This window comes from Nocardioides pini (genome assembly GCF_026712185.1).
Lineage (GTDB): Bacteria > Actinomycetota > Actinomycetes > Propionibacteriales > Nocardioidaceae > Nocardioides > Nocardioides pini.
Map to the genome: position 1 here is coordinate 733,008 of NZ_JAPPUX010000001.1, position 17,587 is coordinate 750,594.

A 17,587-nucleotide genomic window follows, 5' to 3' on the forward strand; every position below is an offset into this window, starting at 1 on the left:
CCGGTCCCCATGCCTGATCACATCGTCATCATCGGCGGCGGTCCCGGCGGCTACGAGGCCGCCCACGTGGCCGCGCAGCTGGGCGCGGAGGTCACCGTCGTCGACACCGACGGCGTCGGCGGGTCGGCGGTGCTCACCGACTGCGTGCCGAGCAAGACGCTCATCGCGACCGCCGAGCTGATGACCGACATGGCGACGGCGCAGGAGCTCGGGGTCAACTTCCACGACCACCAGGGCGACGCGGCGACGACCATCAGCGTCGACCTGGCGCAGGTCAACGCCCGCGTCAAGCAGCTCGCGACCGACCAGTCGACCGACATCGCGGCTCGCCTCGACCGGGACGGCGTACGCCTGGTCACCGGTCGCGGACGCCTCGGCCCGGACCTGACGGTCGTCGCCACCACCGCCGACGGCGAGGAGACGCTGCAGGCCGACGCCATCATCGTCGCGACCGGTGCGGCGCCCCGCACGCTGCCGAGCGCCCAGCCCGACGGCGAGCGGATCCTCACCTGGGAGCAGGTCTACGACCTCACCGAGGTGCCGGAGAAGCTCATCGTCGTCGGCTCGGGCGTCACCGGCGCGGAGTTCGCCAGCGCTTACCTCGCGCTCGGCATCGACGTGACGCTCGTCAGCAGCCGCGACCGGGTGCTGCCCGGTGAGGACGCCGACGCGTCCGCGGTGCTGGAGGACGTCGCCACCCGCCGCGGGATGAAGGTGCTCAGCCGCTCACGCATGCAATCGGTCACCCGTGAGGGCGACGAGGTGACGGTGACCCTCACCGACGGCCGCACGGTCACGGGCAGCCACTGCATCCTCGCGCTCGGGTCGGTGCCCAACACCGCCGACCTCGGCCTCGAGGAGGCCGGCGTGGCGGTGGACGACGGGGGCTTCATCGTCGTCGACCGCGTCTCGCGCACCTCCGCGCGCGGCATCTACGCCGCGGGCGACTGCACCGGCGTGCTGATGCTGGCCTCGGTGGCCGCGATGCAGGGCCGGATCGCGATGTGGCACTTCCTCGGCGACGCGGTCGCGCCGCTGGACCTGAAGAAGGTCTCGTCCAACGTCTTCACGTCGCCGGAGATCGCCACCGTCGGCTGGTCGCAGCAGGCCGTCGACGCCGGCGAGATCCAGGCCGAGGTCGTCACCCTGCCGCTGGCGGGCAACGCGCGCGCCAAGATGCAGGGCGTCCGCGACGGCTTCGTGAAGCTCTTCTGCCGCCCCGGCACCGGCATCGTGGTCGGGGGAGTGGTCGTCGGGCCGCGCGCCTCCGAGCTCATCCACCCGGTCTCGGTCGCCGTCGCGGAGTCGCTCACCGCGGACCAGCTCGCCCACGCGTTCACCGTCTACCCGTCGATGAGCGGGTCGGTCGCCGAGGCCGCGCGCCGCCTGCACCACGTCTGATCCCCGGTCCGCTGCCGACCCGCGCCTCGGGGCCCGGGCCGGGCTGGCACGCGGGGCACCACCACGTCCGGCGGTTGGCCGCGTCGCCCGGCACCTCGGCCTGGACGCTGACCGGGCCGCCGCAGCGCCGGCAGCCCTGGCGCTGCCGGCCGGTGATCCAGTGGTCGTCGCCCCTGACCGGCGAGCCGGTGGTCACCTGGTAGGCGCCGGGCACGGTCGCCGAGTGGCGCAGCATCGTCGCGGCGCGCTCCACGAGGTGGGGGACGTCGACGTCGCCGATCGGCGTCCACGGGCTCACGCCACTGAGGAAGGCGAGCTCGTTGGCCCACAGGTTGCCCAGGCCGGCGATGGAGCGCTGGTCGAGCAGCGCGGTCACCAGCGGGACGCCGGGCCCGGCGAGCAGCCGCCGCGCCGCCTCGTCGGCGTCCCAGTCCTCCCGCAGCGGGTCGGGGCCGAGGTGGCCGACGAGGTCGGCCTCGCGGTCGGTCGGCACGAGGGCCAGGTCGTGCAGCCGGATGCCGTGGACGGTGCGCCCGTCGTCGAGCGACCAGACGAGCCGCACGTGGGGCTGCAGCCTGGCGGGCAGCCGCTTGCCCGGCGCCAGGGTCGACCAGGACCCGTCCATGCGCAGGTGGCTGTGGAGCGTGGCCGGCGGGGAGCCGGCCGCGGCGGACAGCCGGGTCAGCAGGTGCTTGCCGTGGGTGTCGTGGCCGAGGACCTGGCGGCCCGACACGTCGCGCGTGGCCAGCGCGGGCGTGCGGAAGTCGGAGCGCTCGACCGTGTGACCGACGAGCTGGCGGTCCAGCCGGCGGGCGAGCTTCCACACGCTGTCTCCCTCGGGCACCCGTCCAGTGTCACAGGCGGGTCCACCGATCCGGCGGTCCCCGCCCCGAACGCCCGGGCCGCCTGTAACCTCGGAGGTTCGTCGTCCGTTCTCGGGGGAGAGACCACATGATGACCCGTTCCCGCCTGCTGCCGATCGCGCTCGCCGCCAGCGCGCTGCTGCTCCCTGCGCTCCCGGCGTCCGCGACCGAGGCGTCGGGGGCCGAGCCGCGCAGGGCGGTCGAGACCTGGCCCGTCGCGGGCAGCAGCGCGATCACCGTCACCGGCCACGGCTTCGGCCACGGGCACGGCCTGTCGCAGTACGGCGCGCTGGGCGCGGCCCAGCAGGGCCTGGCCTGGCAGCAGATCGTCGAGTTCTACTACCCCGGCACCACGTGGGGAGCGATCCGCGGCAAGGTCCGCGTGCTCATCACCGCCGACACCGGTCGCGACGTCCAGGTCGCTGCCGAGCCCGGCCTGAAGGTGGGCCGGGTGGGACGGGCCCGCACGTGGCGGCTGCCCGTCAACGCCGCGCGCAAGTGGCGCCTGGTCGCCCAGGGCCGCGACACCGCCGTCCAGTGGACGAGGGGCGGGGCCTGGCGCACGTGGAAGAAGGTGAAGGGCGAGGCGGAGTTCAGCGCCGCCGACGGCCGCCTGACCCTCGTCCTGCCCGGGGCCCGCCGCGACTACCGCGGCACCCTGCAGTCCGTGGCGCCGCGCCTGGGCGGCAAGCGCGAGACCGTCAACGAGGTCGGCATGGAGGCCTACCTCCGCGGCGTCGTGCCGCAGGAGGTCCCCGCGCTGTGGACGCCGGCGGCCGTGAGCGCCCAGTCCGTCGCGGCGCGCACCTACGCAGCCTTCGAGCGCTCCCACCCCAACGCGTCCCACTACGACCTCTGCGACACCAGCCAGTGCCAGGTCTACGGCGGCGCCGACGTCGAGCACCCGGCGGCGACCGAGGCCATCGGGGCCACGGCGGGGCAGGGGCTCTACCACGACGGGCGCCCCGCGTTCACGCAGTTCTCCGCCAGCAACGGCGGCTGGTCCTCGGCCGGCTCCATGCCCTACCTGGTGGCGCAGGCCGATCCCTACGACGGCCTGGCCAACCCGACGTACTCGACGTGGACCACCACCATCGACGACACCGAGGTCGAGAAGCAGTGGCCCGGGATGGGCGACCTCACCGGCATCGAGGTCGTCACGCGCGACGGCAACGGCGAGTGGGGCGGACGCGTCACCGACATGGCGTTCGTCTTCACCGGCGGCCGGGTGCCCGTGAGCGGCGACGACGTGCGCTCGTCCCTCGGGCTCCGATCCGACTGGTTCACGTTCAGCGTCATCCCGCGACAGAAGGGCCCCGCGCGCCAGTGACCCGACGACTCCGGCTGGTGGCAGCAGTCGCCGCCCTCGCCCTCGCCGTGTCCGCCTGCGAGTCCGGGCGGGCGGCCGGCGACGGCGACGTCGACCTGCCCGACGCCGTCGCCGACACGGAGGTGACCACCCGCATCGACTACGTCGCGATGGGCGACTCCTTCTCGGCCGGGCCGTTCATCGGCACGATGCGCACCGACCCGCAGGGCTGCGCGCGGTCCAAGGACAACTACCCGGCGTTCCTCGCCGACTGGCTCGACGTCGCCAGCTACACCGACGTGACCTGCTCGGCCGCCACGACGCGCGACCTCCACGCGCCCATGGTGATGTTCGACGGCAACACCACCGGGCCCCAGGTCGACGCGCTGTCTCCCGAGACCGACCTGGTCACCCTCGGCATCGGCGGCAACGACTTCGGCATCTACGACTCGCTCATCCGGTGCCAGCAGGGCCCGGCCGCCGTCTGCCCAGTCGCGCAGCTGCGCGCCGACACCGGCAAGGTCGCCGGCCGGGTGCGAGACGCCGTGCGGCGCATCGCCCGGGCGGCGCCCGACGCCGAGGTCCTCGTCGTCGGCTACCCCGACATCCTCCCCACCGAGGGCACCTGCCGCGCGGTGGGCGTGCCGGCGGAGGTGCTCGCCCCGGTCGCCGAGGTCGCCGGCCTGCTCAACGCCTCGATCCGTCGCGGCGCGCGGGCGGCGGGGGCGTCGTACGTCGACATGGCGGCGGTCTCGGACGGCCACGACGTGTGCGCCAAGGGCCGGGCGTGGGTCAATGGCCCGCGGTTCCGTGCGGGCGTCGCGGCGCCGTTCCACCCGAAGATCAACGGCATGCGCGCCGTGGCCACCGAGGTGTTCCGGCAGGTGACCGGGGAGGACCCCGAGGTCACGCAGTACGCCGAGCCCGACCCCGACGTGGTCGTGCTCAACGAGGGCTGATCACCAGCACCAGGTCGCCGCCCTCGACGGCCTGCGTGGCCGGCACCGCGAGGCGGCTGACCGTCCCGGCGAGCGGCGAGGTGATGGAGGCCTCCATCTTCATCGCCTCGATCGTCGCCACCGTCTGGCCCGCCTCGACGCTGTCGCCCTCGGCGACGGTGACCGTCACGGCGCCGTCGTAGGGGGCGGCGACGTGGCCCGGGTTGCTCGGGTCGGCCTTCTCGGCGGACACCACCTCGGCGGAGACGTGGCGGTCGCGCACCTGCACCGGCCGCAGCTGGCCGTCGACGGTGGCCATCACCGTGCGGATGCCGCGCTCGTCGGGTTCGCTGATCGCCTCGAGCCCGAAGAGCATCTCGCGGCCCTCGCGCACGCGGACCCGGTGCTCCTCGCCGCGGCGCAGGCCGTAGAGGTAGTCGATCGTGGACACGCCCGCGAGGTCGCCGTACTTCTCGCGCGACTCGTGGAAGGCCGAGGTCGGGCCGGGGAAGAGCAGCTCGTTCAGGGTGGCGCGACGGTCGGTGGCGAGCGCGGACCGCTGCTCGGCGGTGAGGGTCTCGGCCGGCTGCTTCCAGGTCCTGCCGGCCAGCGCCTTGGTGCGGAACGGCTCGGGCCACCCGCCGGGCGGGTCACCGAGCTCACCGTTGAGGAAGCCGACGACGGAGTCCGGGACGTCGTACGACGCCGGGTCGGCCTCGAAGTCCGCCGGGTCGGCGCCGGCCGCGACGAGCGCGAGGGCGAGGTCGCCGACGACCTTGGACGACGGGGTCACCTTCACGACGTTGCCGAGGATGTCGTTGGCCGCGGCGTACATGTCCTCGACCTGCTCGAACTTCTCGCCGAGGCCGAGCGCGATCGCCTGCTGGCGGAGGTTGGAGAGCTGGCCGCCGGGGATCTCGTGGCGGTAGACACGGCCGGTCGGCGCGGGCAGGCCGGACTCGAACGGCGCGTAGACCCGTCGCACGGCCTCCCAGTAGGGCTCCATCGCGTTGACGGCGGCCAGGGAGAGGCCGGTCTCGCGCTCGGAGTGGTCGGTGGCCGACACGAGCGCCGACAGGGCGGGCTGCGACGTGCCGCCGGCCATCGAGGCGGAGGCGGCGTCGACGGCGTCGACCCCGGCGTCGATCGCGGCGAGCAGCGTGGCGAGCTGGCCGCCGGGGGTGTCGTGGGTGTGCAGGTGCACGGGCAGGTCGAAGCGCTCGCGCAGCGCCGTCACGAGCGTGCGCGCGGCCGGGGCACGGAGCAGCCCGGCCATGTCCTTGATCGCCAGCACGTGGGCGCCGGCCTCGACGATCTGGTCGGCGAGGCGGAGGTAGTAGTCCAGCGTGTACAGCTTCTCGTCCGGTGAGGAGAGGTCGCCGGTGTAGCAGAGCGCGACCTCCGCGACCGAGGTGCCGGTGGCGCGGACGGCGTCGATGGCGGGGCGCATCTGCGAGACGTCGTTGAGGGCGTCGAAGATCCGGAAGACGTCGATCCCGGTCTCCGCGGACTCCTGGACGAAGGCCTCGGTGACCTCGGTCGGGTAGGGCGTGTAGCCGACCGTGTTGCGACCGCGCAGCAGCATCTGCAGGCCGATGTTGGGGATGGCCTCGCGCAGGCTGGCGAGCCGCTCCCACGGGTCCTCGTTGAGGAAGCGGAGCGCGACGTCGTACGTCGCCCCGCCCCAGCACTCGACCGACCACAGCTGCGGCGTGGTGCGGGCGACGTGGTCGGCGACCGCGAGGAGGTCGCGGGTGCGGACCCGGGTGGCGAGCAGCGACTGGTGGGCGTCGCGGAACGTCGTCTCGGTGACGGCGACGTCCTTCTGCGCCCGCAGCCGGCGGGCGAACTCGTCGGGTCCGACCTCGCGCAGCAGCTGGCGGGTGCCGTCGGGCACGGGCTGTGAGCGGTCGAGCTGCGGGAGCTTGCTGACCGGGGTGACGGTCACCGGGGCGGCGCCGTGGGGCTGGTTGACGGTGACGTCGGTGAGGAACTCGAGCAGGCGGGTGGCGCGGTCGCCGCCGACCTGCGCCTTGAGCAGCTGCGGGTGGTCCTCGATGAAGGAGGTGGTGACGCCACCGGCGGCGAAGTCGGGGTCGGCGAGCACGGCCTGCAGGAAGCCGACGTTGGTCGAGACGCCGCGGATGCGGAACTCCAGCAGCGCGCGGCGCGCCTTCTGCACGGCCGCCTCGAAGGTGCGGCCGCGGCAGGTGAGCTTGGCGAGCATCGAGTCGAAGTGAGGGCTGATCTCGGCGCCGGTGTAGGTCGTGCCGCCGTCGAGGCGGACACCGGGACCGCCGGGGGAGCGGTACATCGTGATCCGGCCGGTGTCGGGGCGGAAGCCGTTGGCCGGGTCCTCGGTGGTGATCCGGCACTGGAGCGCGAAGCCGCGGGGCTGCACGGCGTCCTGGGTGAGCTCGAGGTCGGCCAGCGTGGCGCCGGCGGCGATGAGCATCTGCGACTGCACGAGGTCGACGCCGGTGACCTCCTCGGTCACGGTGTGCTCGACCTGGATGCGCGGGTTCATCTCGATGAAGACGTAGCGACCGGTGGGGTCGAGGAGGAACTCGACGGTGCCGGCGTTCTTGTAGCCGATCTCGCGGGCGAAGCGGACGGCGTCGGCGCAGATCCGGTCCCGCAGGTCCGGGTCGAGGCCGGGCGCGGGCGCGATCTCGACGACCTTCTGGTGGCGGCGCTGGACCGAGCAGTCGCGCTCGTAGAGGTGGATCACGCCACCGTCGGTCCCGGTCCCGGTGCCGTCGGAGAGGATCTGCACCTCGATGTGGCGTGGGTCGACCACGGCCTGCTCGATGAAGACGGTCGGGTCGCCGAAGGCGCCCTCGGCCTCGCGCATGCAGGTCTCGATCGCCTCGCGCAGGTCGGCGCGGTCGTCGACGCGGCGCATGCCGCGGCCACCGCCGCCGGCGACGGCCTTGACGAAGAGGGGCGCCTCGATCCGCTCGGCTGCCGCGAGCAGCTCGTCCACGTCGGTGGACGGGGGCACCGACTCCAGCACGGGCACGCCGGCGGCCCTGGCCGCCGCGATCGCGCGCGCCTTGTTGCCGGTGAGGGTGAGCACCTCGGCGCTCGGGCCGATGAAGGTGATGCCGTTGGCGGCGCACGCCTCGGCCAGCGCCGGGTTCTCCGAGAGGAAGCCGTAGCCGGGGTAGATCGCGTCGGCGCCGCACTCCACGGCGACCTTCACGATCGCCTCCGGGTCGAGGTAGGCCCGGACCGGGTGCCCGTCCTCGCCGATCTGGTAGGCCTCCTCGGCCCTCATGCGGTGCTCGGACCCGCGGTCCTCGTGCGGGAACACGGCCACCGTGCGCGCGCCGATCTCACGCGCGGCACGGAAGGCCCGGACTGCGATCTCGCCACGGTTGGCGACGAGCACCTTGGAGAACATGGCCGCACGCTATCGAGTGACGGGTGTGACCTGGGTTACCCGTCCGTACCCCGGGCGGGGTCCTCCTGGGTCAGGCCGCCCGGCCGGCGTCCTGGCGTCGCTCCTCGGCGCGCCACCACGCGACGGTCCGGGCGAGGCCGTCGGCCAGCGGGGTGGGTGCGAGCCCCAGCCGCTCCTCGCTCGCGGAGGAGTCCAGGACGAACGGCCTCGCGAACATGTAGCCGGTCTCGGCCATCTCCTTCATCAGCCGCGAGACCAGGCCGGCCGCGCCGACCACGGACACCGGGATGGAGGACACCTTGGGGGCCGGTACGCCACCCGCCTCGGCGACCATCGCGACGAGCTGTCGCTGGGTGACCGGGGGCGCGGTGGGGGCGTGGAGGAAGGAGTTCCAGAGGTCCTCGCGGCTCGCGGCCGTGACCATCGCGGCGGCCAGGTCGGGGACGTAGGTGAACGAGTGCGGCTGGTCGGGACTGCCGAGCACCCGCATCGTGCGGCCGGCGAGGACGGTCGGCACCATCCGCTCGCCGGCATGGGCGTTGCGCACCAGCGGGCCGTAGAAGTCGGAGGCCGCCACGCTGACGGTCGGAGTGGGAGAGGCGTCGCGCTGGGCCAGCAGCTCGGTGCGGACGCCGAGCTTGCCGGTGGTGGCGGTGCGCGGCATCGACTCGGTGATGGTGCCGTCGACCTCGCCGTAGGAGTAGAGGCTCTCGGGGAAGACCACGACCGCCCCGACGCGACCGGCCGCCTCGAGGACGGCCCGCTCGGCCCGGGGGAGCTCGGCGCGCCACACGCGGGCGTCGTACGCCGACCCGTGGATGCAGTGGTGGACGGCGACCGCGCCCTCGACGGCCTCGGCCAGCTCGTCGGGCCGGGAGACGTCGACGCGACGGCGGTCGACGAGGGGGTGCACCGGGCCGCTGCCCGAGCGGGTCAGCAGGCGGACCTGCTCTCCCGCCTCGGCGAGCTGCTGGGCGACGGTCGAGCCGACGGGGCCGGCTCCGGTGACGACGTGGACGGACATGGATGCTCCTGACGTTTGAGAGAGCGGTGCTCTCGTTTCGACCATCATGACTCGCCGCCCGGCAGAAAGCAAGAGCAGTGCTCACATCTGCTACTACTGCTCCCTGATGTGGTTTGATGAGGGCATGGTCGACACCGCTGCCGAGCCCTCCGCGAACCTCTCGCCCCGCGCCCGCGCCCGGCAGCAGACGATGCGCGACATCGTGCGGATCGGCCGCGAGCACCTGGCGACCGACGGGGCGGCGGCCCTGTCGCTGCGTGCCGTGGCGCGCGACCTCGGCCTGGTGTCGTCGGCCGTCTACCGCTACGTCGCGAGCCGCGACGAGCTGCTGACCCTGCTCGTCGTCGACGGCTACGACGAGCTCGGGGACGCCGTCGACGCGGCGCTGACCGACGTGGACCGCGCCGACCACCCGGGCCGGATGCGCGCGATCGGCCGGGCCGTGCGCGCGTGGGGCCTGGCCGAGCCGGCGACGTACGCCCTGCTCTTCGGCAGCCCCGTGCCGGGCTACGAGGCGCCCGCCGAGCAGACCACGGGGCCGGGCACCCGCGTCGTCGTACGCCTCGTCGAGGTCTGGGAGGACGCGTGGCAGGCCGGTGCGATCACGGCCGACGAGGGCGCGGTGTCCCCGCGCCGGCTGTCCCGCGACCTGGCCCGGATCCGCCGGCAGATGGGCCTCGCCGTACCGGAGCGACTGGTGGCGCGCGGCCTGTTCGCCTGGGCCGCGCTCTTCGGGTGCGTGACGTGGGAGGTCTTCGGGCAGTACGGCTCGGCGACCTTCACCGACCCCGCCGACCTGTTCGAGCAGCACCTCGACGCGCTGGTCGAGACGGTCGGCCTCGGCTGAGCCCCGAGCGGGGCCGCAGCCACTAGGTTCGGACCATGGCCACGGGGGAGAACGGACAGGACGGTCAGGACCACGAGCTGCGCGAGGCGCTCACGCGGCTCGTGCGACAGCTGGTGCACGACGAGCCGGCCGCCAAGCGGCGGGGCGAGGACCTCATGCCGATCCTGGACGAGCACCTCGGCGTCCGGGCCGACGAGCTCCCGGTCGTGGTGGAGCGCATCTCCGTGCACCGCTGGGCCGACACCGACATCGCCCTCGAGGCGATCGCCGCCCGTGACCCCGGGTCCCGGCTGCTCGGGGTGGGAGGTGGCGACCAGCGCCACCACAGCTCGCTGGGCGACCTGATGTCCCAGGCCGAGTGGGGCCGCTTCAGCAGCGGGCAGGTCGACCGGCTCAACGTGCCGACCGGGCCGGACAGCGAGCGGGCCACCGTCGCGTTCGGCCTGCACCTCTTCCACCACGACGGGTCGCCGCTCGTGGTCCTGCAACGCGTCGGCAACCCGCAGTACGGCTCGGAGTCCCGCCTCGAGGTGCTCGCGCGGCGCACGGACGACGCCGCGGCGATGCTCGCCGAGCTCCGGGAGGAGGCCATGCGCCGCAGCGTCCTCTGGCGGCAGGTGATCAGCTTCAGCGGCAACCCCTACGAGCGGTCCATGTCCGGCCTCGTCTTCCACCCTCGGCCGGACCTCCCGCCCGACCACGTCGTCCTGCCGGAGGGCACGCTGCAGCAGGTGCGGGCCCACGTCGTCGGCCTCGCCGAGCACCGCGACCAGCTGCGCGGCAAGGGCCAGCACCTCAAGCGCGGCGTGCTGCTCTACGGCCCGCCCGGCACGGGCAAGACCCACACGGTGCGCCACCTGGTCGGAGCGACCTCGCAGGCGACCGTCGTGCTGCTCAGCGGCACGGAGATGGCGCACGTGGGTGCGGCTGCCCAGATCGCCCGGGCCCACCAGCCGGCCATCGTCGTGATCGAGGACTGCGACCTGATCGCCGAGGACCGCGACCTCAACTACGGCGGTGGCTCTCCGCTGCTCTTCACGCTGCTCGACGCGATGGACGGGCTCGACCCGGACGCGGACGTGGTCTTCCTCCTCACCACCAACCGTGCCGAGGCGTTGGAGAAGGCCCTCGCGCAGCGACCGGGACGCGTCGACCTGGCTGTGGAGATCCCGCTCCCGCACGAGGCGGCACGCCGGGCGCTCATCGAGCTGTACGGCGCCCACGTCGGGTTCAGCCCACCCGCGGTGGCCCGGGCGGCACGCGAGTCCACCGGCACCACGGCGTCGTACGCCAAGGAGCTGGTCCGGCGGGCCGTGCTGCTCGCCGCCATGGACGGCCGCGAGCCCGGCGACGACGACCTCGCGGCCGCCACGGCCGAGCTCCAGTCCGACGCGGCCGCCCTGACCCGTGCCCTGCTCGGCTCGGGCGACGGGGCGGGAGCGGACTGACGTCCCGGGGCCGGGCGACGTCGACCATGCCCCGCAGCCCTGCGGGCGAGGATCAACCGCGGCGCCAGGCGCGGAGCACGCGGTGGGTCAGCCGGGGCTCGATGTCGTCCGCGGCCGTGGCGCTCCTGCTCCCAGCCCGGGCAGCCGGATGCCACGGACGACGCCATCGCCGAGGATCTCGCCGGTTCGCGGCGAGAGCGCGACCCAGCGGATGGCGCGGCGCTCCACGCGCTGCGTCGTGCGGGTGCCGGGGGCCAACCGGACGCGGCCGTCCGGTCGCTCCTCGTCGAGCCCGCCGTAGAACACGACCGCGGGGCTCGTCCGGGGGTTCGTGAACCGGAGCCGGCCCGGGTGGTCGGTCTTGCGCACGGTGACCTCCGGGGTCCTCGTGACCGTGACCGTGACCGTGGCCGGGGTGAGGTGCTCGGTGTCGCACGCCCAGTAGGTGAACCGGTAGGTGCCAGGACGGTTGGCCCAGGACAGGACCGCGAGGTGCTCGCGGGCTCCCTCCTCGAGCGTCCCTCCGCTGACGCCGGAGGTGAAGGAGGCGTCGGGGATGTCGATGGTGAAGCTGCCGTCCGGCTCGGCCTCGGCCACCGACAGCCCGCGCTCGGGCGCCTGCACCCGGCAGATCTCGAGCACCTCGCCCTCCGCGGCGCTGTCGTTGGCGAGGACGTCGATGACGCTCACGCCCCCGAAGTCCGTGCTGCGCGCCTCGACGGTGACGACGTCGTCGACGGTGACGGGAGCCGGGCTGTCGTCGGCCATCGCGGGCACGGCGGCTGCGAGGCCCAACGTCGTGGCGACGGCCGCCGACGCGGTCGTGAGGACGGCAAGGCGCAGGACGCGACGAGGCACTGGGGCTCCCGGGAGGTGCGGCTGAGGATGGCGCATGGACGAGAGCGCACCCTACGGCGTGCGACGGTCCGACGGCCGGAAAGTCGACGACATGCCGCGGGAACGCAGCGCCGCAGGGTCTTGACGGCGTACTTGCATTTTGCAAGTGTCGAGGCATGAGCCTGTTCATCACCTGCCCGGTCGAGAGCGTCGAGCGCGCGACCGCCTTCTACACCGCCCTCGGGTGGAGCCTCAACGCCGAGATGTCCGACCACAACGTGTCGTGCTTCGCCATCGCCCCGGACCAGTACGTCATGCTCGGCAGCCGCGACATGTACGCGAGCGTCGGTGGCGCCGAGGAGCTGGTGGGCGGCCCCGACACCCCGTCGAAGGTCACGGTCTCGTTCGACCTCGCGAGCCGGGAGGCGGTCGACGAGCTCGTCGAGCGCGCCGGCGCCGCCGGCGGGCGGATCGGCGACACCGACGACTACCCGTTCATGTACCAGCGCCAGTTCGACGACCCCGACGGCTACCACTACTCGCCGTTCTGGATGAAGCCGGACGCCGAACCGACCGCGTGAGCGACCTGGCCGCGGCCCTGGAGGTCATCGGGGCGCGGTGGGCCCTGCTCGTCGTGGAACGGCTGCTCGAGGGGCCGCAGCGCTACGGCGACCTGCAGCGCGACCTCGGCGCGCCCACCAACATCCTGGCCACGCGCCTGCGCGAGCTCGAGGCGGCCGGTGTGCTGTACCGCCTGCCCCTGCGGCACAACACCCGGGCCTACGCGCTCACCGACCGCGGGCTCGCGCTGCGCGAGGCGATCGTCGCCCTCGGTCGCTGGGGCGGTGCGGTGCGGGGCCAGGTCCAGGCGTAGCGCACGACCAGGGCGAGGAGCACCAGCTCGAGGGCGACGCCAAGGCCGTAGAAGACCACCCACGAGTCCCCGACGAGGTTGAACACGGTGACGGGGACGTAGAGCGAGGCCACGACCAGGTTCGTGAGGCGGTTGGCCCGCGCCGGCAGCACCACCGACAGCGCGATCATGAGGGCCGGGACGGACACGAGGGCCAGCGCCGACGTCGAGAAGGTCTGGGAGAGGTCGAACGCGAAGACCTTGCCGTCGAGGATGTCCTGGACGACGCCGGGCGTGTAGAAGTTGAGGATGTCCACGTAGGCGTACAGGAACATGAAGCTCGTCCACGTCGCGGCGAGCTTGGTCCGCACGGGCACCGGCTGGTCCTCGAAGGTAGCGGTCGGGGTGGGTGGGTGTGTCGTCATCGTGGGCTCCGTCGTCGGGTGGGTTGGGTGCTTCCACGATCGCCCGTCCCCGCGGCGGGCACCTCGGCCCGGAGGCCCGACCCACCCGGCCGATGGCACGGTCCTCCTCGGCCGTTCGGCCGGTACGACAGGGCCTAGGTGTACTGGCCACGGACGTTAGGTACGGCGTGCCTGCTGGACGATGGACGAAGACCTCCGGGTGAGGTGTGAAGCGACCAAGCATTCACTCGCTCACGAACTCCGGAGGTCTTCGTGTCACACGCTAACGCCCAACTCACCCCGGCCGGACGTCTACGCCTGGCCAAGCTCGTCGTGGAGAAGAAGTGGCCCTTGCGACGCGCGGCCGAGCGGTGGAACTGCTCTGTCACGACCGCGAAGCGGTGGGCTGACCGCTACCGCTCCCACGGCGTCGCGGGGATGGTCGACCGGTCCTCACGGCTCATGACCTCACCGCGCCGCACGCCTACTCGGGTAGAGCGTCGGGTGATTGGCATGCGGGTCACGCGTCGCTGGGGGCCGGCACGGATCGCCTACCGGCTCGGCATGCAGCCCTCGACCGTGCACAAGATCCTGCGCCGCTACGGCTGCCCACCGCTGGCCTGGACCGATCCGGCGACCGGCGTCCGACTTCGCTCGAGCAGGCGCCAGGTGCGGCGCTACGAATGGGACCAGCCCGGCGACATGGTCCATGTCGACATCAAGAAGCTGGGCCGGATCCCCGACGGCGGCGGGTGGCGCGTCCACGGCCGCACCAAGGGTAAGAAGAACCGGCGCGGCATCAAGCACGGCTACTGGTTCATCCACAACGCGGTCGACGACTGCACCCGCCTGGCCTACAGCGAGCTCCTCGACGACGAGCGCAAGGAGTCCGCCGCCGGGTTCTGGACCCGCGCCAACGCCTACTTCGAGTCGGTCGGGATCACCGTCCAGCGAGTCCTGACCGACAACGGCGCCTGCTACCAGTCCAAGCTCTTCGCCGAGAGTCTCGGCGAGAACATCACGCACAAACGCACCCGGCCTTACCGCCCCCAGACCAACGGCAAGGTCGAACGCTTCAACCGCACCGCCCTCGAGGAATGGGCTTACGCCCGTCCCTACGCCTCCGAGACCGAGCGAGCAGACCTCTTCAGCGAGTGGCTCCACACCTACAATCACCACCGCGGTCACACCGCGCTCGGCGGCAAGTCACCAGCCGACCTCGTACCTAACCTGTGCGGTCAGTACACCTAGGCTCCCGGCATGGGAATCGTCCACCCCACGGCCACGCTGTCGCCCACCAAGCAGGAGCTCGTCGAGGCGTGGCTCCCGAGCCGGTCGTGGGCCGAGGGGCGGGAGGTCGCCGGCAAGGTCGCGGAGTACCGCTTCGACGACCCCGAGGGCGAGGTCGGCGTGGAGACGATCCTCTGGCGCGCCGACGACGGCACGGTCCTCCAGACGCCGCTCACCTACCGTTCCGCCCCGCTCGACGGCGCGGAGGCCCACCTCGTCGGCACCACGGACCACTCGGTGCTCGGGCGGCGCTGGGTGTACGACGGGTGCGGCGACCCGGTCTGGGCGGCCACCCTGGTCGAGACGATCTCGACAGGCGGCCGCCAGGCGCAGATGTTCATCGAGCAGGACGGCCGGCGCGTCGACGTACCTCCCCGGATGCAGGTCCGCGGCAGCGGCGACGCCACCGCCCCTCGGGTCGCGAGCATCGACCGGGTCTCCGACGAGGGGCCGGTCACGCTGGTCTCCGCCGGTGAGGTCGAGATCGCCGTCGCCCGCGTCGTCGGTGCCCCGCTGGGCGACGGCCCGCACCTCAGCGGGAGCGTGGGCGACAGCGACGAGACGACCGTGCTGGCCGTGCTGCGTCGGCGCTGACGGCCCTCAGCGCGCGAGCGCCCGCCCGACGGCGCGGCCCGAGAAGATGCAGCCGCCCAGGAAGGTGCCCTCGAGCGCGTTGTAGCCGTGCACGCCGCCGCCGCCGAAGCCGGCGACCTCGCCCGCCGCGTACAGGCCCGGCACCCGGGTGCCGTCGGCCGCCACGCACTGGCCGTCGAGGTCGGTCTCGAGCCCGCCGAGCGTCTTGCGCGAGAGGATGTTGAGGCGGACGGCGATCAACGGACCGTGGGCGGGGTCGAGGACCTTGTGCGGCTTGGCGACGCGGATCAGCCGGTCGGTGCGGCTGCGACGGGCGTTGTGGATCGCCATCACCTGGATGTCCTTGGAGAAGGCGTTGTCGACCTCCCGGTCGCGCGCGACGATCTGCCGCTCGAGGTCGTCGACGTCGAGCTCCGGTCCGCGGGCGAGCTCGTTCATGCCGGCCACGAGCTCGGCGAGGGTGTCGGCCACGACGAAGTCGACGCCGTGCTCCTTGAACGCCTCGACCGGGCCCGGCGCACCCTTCGCGAGCCGGCTCTGCGCGAGGACCTTGAGGTCCTTGCCCGTGATGTCGGGGTTCTGCTCCGAACCGGAGAGCGCGAACTCCTTCTCGATGATCGACTGGGTCAGGACGAACCACGAGTAGTCGTGGCCGGTGGCGAGGATCTGCTTCATCGCACCGATCGAGTCGGCGCCGGGGACGCCGGACATGCCCTCGAGCCGCCGGCCGGTGGCGTCGAACCACATCGACGACGGGCCGGGCAGGATCCGGATGGCGTGGTCGGGCCACACGGGGTCCCAGTTGTGGATGCCCTCGACGTAGGCCCACATCCGGTCCCGGTTGACCATCGTGGCGCCCGCGGTCTCGGCGATGCCCTGCATCCGCCCGTCGACGTGGGCAGGCACGCCGGAGATGAGGTGCTCGGGCGCGGCGCCCACGCGCTCGGTGGGCCAGTGGCGCCGCATCAGCTCGTGGTTGTGGCCGATGCCGCCTGAGGTGACGACGACGGCCGGCGCACGGTGCTCGAACTCGCCCGCGGCGTCGCGGCTGGAGCGCACCCCGCGGGCGGCGTCGTCGTCGGCCAGCACGGTACCGCGCACGCCCACGACCGCGCCGTCCTCGACCACCAGCTCGTCGACGCGGTGGCGGAACGCGAGGCGTACGAGCCCCTCGGCCTCGGCACGCTCCACCGGCTCGGCGAAGACCCGCACGACCTCCGGGCCCGTGCCCCACGTCAGGTGGAAGCGCGGCACCGAGTTGCCGTGGCCGGTCGCCCGCCCGTCGCCGCGCTCGGCCCACCCGACGAACGGGAGCGAGCGGAGGCCGAGGGCGCGCAGGTAGTCGCGCTTCTCGCGGTGGGCGAAGTCGACGTACGCTCTCGCCCACTGCTGCGGCCAGTGGTCCTCGCCGCGCCCCGGGCCGTCGGTGCCGTCGCCGAGGCGGTCGAACTGCGCCGAGCCCTGCCAGTCCTGCCAGGCCAGCTCGGGGGAGTCGCTGATGCCCATCCGGCGCTGCTCCGGGCTGTCGACGAACAGCAGGCCGCCGAGCGACCACCACGCCTGCCCGCCGAGGTTGTGGCGGTTCTCCTGGTCGAGCACGAGCACGCGCCTGCCGGCCAGGGCCAGCTCGTGGGTCGCGACGAGCCCGGCGAGGCCGGCGCCGACCACGATGACGTCGGGGGTGAAGTCGGTGCTCATGGCGATTCCTCGGGATAGCGGTGGACGATCAGCTCGGCGAGCAGGCGCAGGGCCCGCTCGACGGTGCGGCCGGGAGCGGCCGCGGGGTCGGGGTCGAGGGCGGAGAAGGCGAGCCCGTCGAGCATGTTGACGACGAGGCTGAGGACGGCCGGGAGGTCGTCGGCGGAGAGGCGCTCGCCCCACAGGTCGGCGGCCACGTCGAGCATCTGGGCCTGCAGCAGCTCGCGCGCCGGCAGCAGGGCCGCGCGCAGGTCGGCGTCGGCGCGAGCGGCGACGAGGAGCTCGCGCCAGGTCTGGTTGGTGGGGGAGAGCACCGCCGCGCGCAGGTGGGCCAGGACGTCCGCCACCTCGTCGACGGTGTCGACGGCCGCGCCCTCGGTCGTGAGCCGGAACGCCGCGACGTTGCGCGTCGCCACGTGCTCCGCGGTCGCGACCAGCAGCGCCTGCCGGGTCGGGAAGTGGCGGAAGAGCGCGCCCTGGCTCACGCCCGCCTCCGCGCAGACCGCGGCGGTCGAGGTGGCGGCGTACCCCCGCTCGGTCAGGCACGCCACCGTCGCCTCGAGCAGCGCGCCGATGGTGCCCTCGCGACGCTGCGCCTGAGTGCGGCGCTGGACGGGGCTGGCGGTCACGTCCGCCAGTGTGACATAGAAAGTGAGTACTTGCTATCTAACCTCG

The 17,587-nt window shown here is 73.3% G+C and carries 16 protein-coding genes; 9 read left to right on the top strand and 7 right to left on the bottom strand.

Annotated elements, in window-relative coordinates:
* The first annotated feature begins 9 nt into the window (after positions 1–9).
* On the top strand, positions 10–1,401 hold the full coding sequence (locus NYO98_RS03500) for an NAD(P)H-quinone dehydrogenase (RefSeq protein WP_268110137.1): 1,392 nt from the start codon (positions 10–12) through the stop codon (positions 1,399–1,401).
* On the opposite strand, the gene NYO98_RS03505 is transcribed toward NYO98_RS03500, so the two are convergent.
* A complete protein-coding gene (locus NYO98_RS03505) occupies positions 1,337–2,245 on the bottom strand; it encodes a DNA-formamidopyrimidine glycosylase family protein (protein WP_268110138.1) in 909 nt (302 codons plus the stop codon). The genes NYO98_RS03500 and NYO98_RS03505 overlap by 65 nt on opposite strands.
* A 107-nt stretch (positions 2,246–2,352) precedes the next feature.
* Between NYO98_RS03505 and NYO98_RS03510 the strand changes: the two genes are divergently transcribed.
* Together NYO98_RS03510 and NYO98_RS03515 are read left to right on the top strand one after the other, a co-directional pair.
* Positions 2,353–3,594 carry a SpoIID/LytB domain-containing protein gene (locus NYO98_RS03510; protein ID WP_268110139.1) on the top strand — a complete coding sequence of 414 codons (1,242 nt, stop codon included), beginning with the start codon at positions 2,353–2,355 and terminating at the stop codon, positions 3,592–3,594.
* Positions 3,591–4,532, top strand: coding sequence for an SGNH/GDSL hydrolase family protein (locus NYO98_RS03515; RefSeq protein ID WP_268110140.1), 942 nt, complete (start codon positions 3,591–3,593; stop codon positions 4,530–4,532). The genes NYO98_RS03510 and NYO98_RS03515 overlap by 4 nt, the downstream gene beginning before the upstream one ends.
* On the opposite strand, the gene NYO98_RS03520 is transcribed toward NYO98_RS03515, so the two are convergent.
* Both NYO98_RS03520 and NYO98_RS03525 read right to left on the bottom strand, forming a co-directional pair.
* Entirely contained in the window at positions 4,519–7,917 is a 3,399-nt protein-coding gene (locus tag NYO98_RS03520; RefSeq protein ID WP_268110141.1) for a pyruvate carboxylase, read from the bottom strand. The genes NYO98_RS03515 and NYO98_RS03520 overlap by 14 nt on opposite strands.
* 70 nt (positions 7,918–7,987) lie before the next feature.
* Positions 7,988–8,941: an NAD-dependent epimerase/dehydratase family protein gene (locus NYO98_RS03525; protein WP_268110142.1), complete on the bottom strand. Its 954-nt coding sequence runs from the start codon at positions 8,939–8,941 to the stop codon at positions 7,988–7,990.
* Positions 8,942–9,065: 124 nt separating this feature from the next.
* Between NYO98_RS03525 and NYO98_RS03530 the strand changes: the two genes are divergently transcribed.
* Positions 9,066–9,788, top strand: a complete 723-nt coding sequence (locus tag NYO98_RS03530) for a TetR/AcrR family transcriptional regulator (protein WP_268110143.1) — start codon at positions 9,066–9,068, stop codon at positions 9,786–9,788.
* A gap of 35 nt (positions 9,789–9,823) precedes the next feature.
* Positions 9,824–11,236: an ATP-binding protein gene (locus NYO98_RS03535; RefSeq protein WP_268110144.1), complete on the top strand. Its 1,413-nt coding sequence runs from the start codon at positions 9,824–9,826 to the stop codon at positions 11,234–11,236.
* 87 nt (positions 11,237–11,323) lie between these two features.
* Here NYO98_RS03535 and NYO98_RS03540 read toward each other — a convergent pair whose 3' ends face one another.
* Positions 11,324–12,094, bottom strand: a complete 771-nt coding sequence (locus NYO98_RS03540) for an Ig-like domain-containing protein (RefSeq protein WP_268110145.1) — start codon at positions 12,092–12,094, stop codon at positions 11,324–11,326.
* 155 nt (positions 12,095–12,249) lie between these two features.
* On the opposite strand from NYO98_RS03540, the gene NYO98_RS03545 reads away from it, so the two are divergent.
* Positions 12,250–12,654, top strand: coding sequence for a VOC family protein (locus NYO98_RS03545; RefSeq protein ID WP_268110146.1), 405 nt, complete (start codon positions 12,250–12,252; stop codon positions 12,652–12,654).
* A complete protein-coding gene (locus NYO98_RS03550) occupies positions 12,651–12,947 on the top strand; it encodes a winged helix-turn-helix transcriptional regulator (protein WP_268110147.1) in 297 nt (98 codons plus the stop codon). The genes NYO98_RS03545 and NYO98_RS03550 overlap by 4 nt, the downstream gene beginning before the upstream one ends.
* Here the strand turns inward: NYO98_RS03550 and NYO98_RS03555 are convergent.
* Positions 12,854–13,351 carry a DUF6326 family protein gene (locus NYO98_RS03555; protein WP_268110148.1) on the bottom strand — a complete coding sequence of 166 codons (498 nt, stop codon included), beginning with the start codon at positions 13,349–13,351 and terminating at the stop codon, positions 12,854–12,856. The two genes, NYO98_RS03550 and NYO98_RS03555, sit on opposite strands and share 94 nt — an antisense overlap.
* 252 nt (positions 13,352–13,603) lie before the next feature.
* Here NYO98_RS03555 and NYO98_RS03560 point away from each other — a divergent pair, with 252 nt between their 5' ends.
* Together NYO98_RS03560 and NYO98_RS03565 are read left to right on the top strand one after the other, a co-directional pair.
* The gene (locus NYO98_RS03560; protein ID WP_268110149.1) at positions 13,604–14,581 is read left to right on the top strand and encodes an IS481 family transposase; all 978 of its coding nucleotides are present in this window, start codon (positions 13,604–13,606) and stop codon (positions 14,579–14,581) included.
* 9 nt (positions 14,582–14,590) lie between these two features.
* Positions 14,591–15,214, top strand: a complete 624-nt coding sequence (locus NYO98_RS03565) for a CG0192-related protein (protein ID WP_268110150.1) — start codon at positions 14,591–14,593, stop codon at positions 15,212–15,214.
* 6 nt (positions 15,215–15,220) lie between these two features.
* Here the strand turns inward: NYO98_RS03565 and NYO98_RS03570 are convergent, their stop codons facing one another.
* A complete protein-coding gene (locus NYO98_RS03570) occupies positions 15,221–16,912 on the bottom strand; it encodes an FAD-binding dehydrogenase (protein ID WP_268110151.1) in 1,692 nt (563 codons plus the stop codon).
* Positions 16,909–17,541: a TetR/AcrR family transcriptional regulator gene (locus NYO98_RS03575; protein ID WP_268110152.1), complete on the bottom strand. Its 633-nt coding sequence runs from the start codon at positions 17,539–17,541 to the stop codon at positions 16,909–16,911. Before NYO98_RS03575 ends, NYO98_RS03570 begins: the two co-directional genes overlap by 4 nt.
* Positions 17,542–17,587 lie beyond the last annotated feature (46 nt).

What these genes read in the sequence shown, in the direction of transcription:
- NYO98_RS03500 (WP_268110137.1), top strand. Translation starts at nt 10, where the DNA reads ATGCCTGATCACATCGTCATCATCGGCGGCGGTCCCGGCGGCTACGAG.
- NYO98_RS03510 (WP_268110139.1), top strand. Translation starts at nt 2,353, where the DNA reads ATGATGACCCGTTCCCGCCTGCTGCCGATCGCGCTCGCCGCCAGCGCG.
- NYO98_RS03520 (WP_268110141.1), bottom strand. Translation starts at nt 7,917, where the DNA reads ATGTTCTCCAAGGTGCTCGTCGCCAACCGTGGCGAGATCGCAGTCCGG.
- NYO98_RS03525 (WP_268110142.1), bottom strand. Translation starts at nt 8,941, where the DNA reads ATGTCCGTCCACGTCGTCACCGGAGCCGGCCCCGTCGGCTCGACCGTC.
- NYO98_RS03530 (WP_268110143.1), top strand. Translation starts at nt 9,066, where the DNA reads ATGGTCGACACCGCTGCCGAGCCCTCCGCGAACCTCTCGCCCCGCGCC.
- NYO98_RS03535 (WP_268110144.1), top strand. Translation starts at nt 9,824, where the DNA reads ATGGCCACGGGGGAGAACGGACAGGACGGTCAGGACCACGAGCTGCGC.
- NYO98_RS03545 (WP_268110146.1), top strand. Translation starts at nt 12,250, where the DNA reads ATGAGCCTGTTCATCACCTGCCCGGTCGAGAGCGTCGAGCGCGCGACC.
- NYO98_RS03555 (WP_268110148.1), bottom strand. Translation starts at nt 13,351, where the DNA reads ATGACGACACACCCACCCACCCCGACCGCTACCTTCGAGGACCAGCCG.
- NYO98_RS03565 (WP_268110150.1), top strand. Translation starts at nt 14,591, where the DNA reads ATGGGAATCGTCCACCCCACGGCCACGCTGTCGCCCACCAAGCAGGAG.
- NYO98_RS03570 (WP_268110151.1), bottom strand. Translation starts at nt 16,912, where the DNA reads ATGAGCACCGACTTCACCCCCGACGTCATCGTGGTCGGCGCCGGCCTC.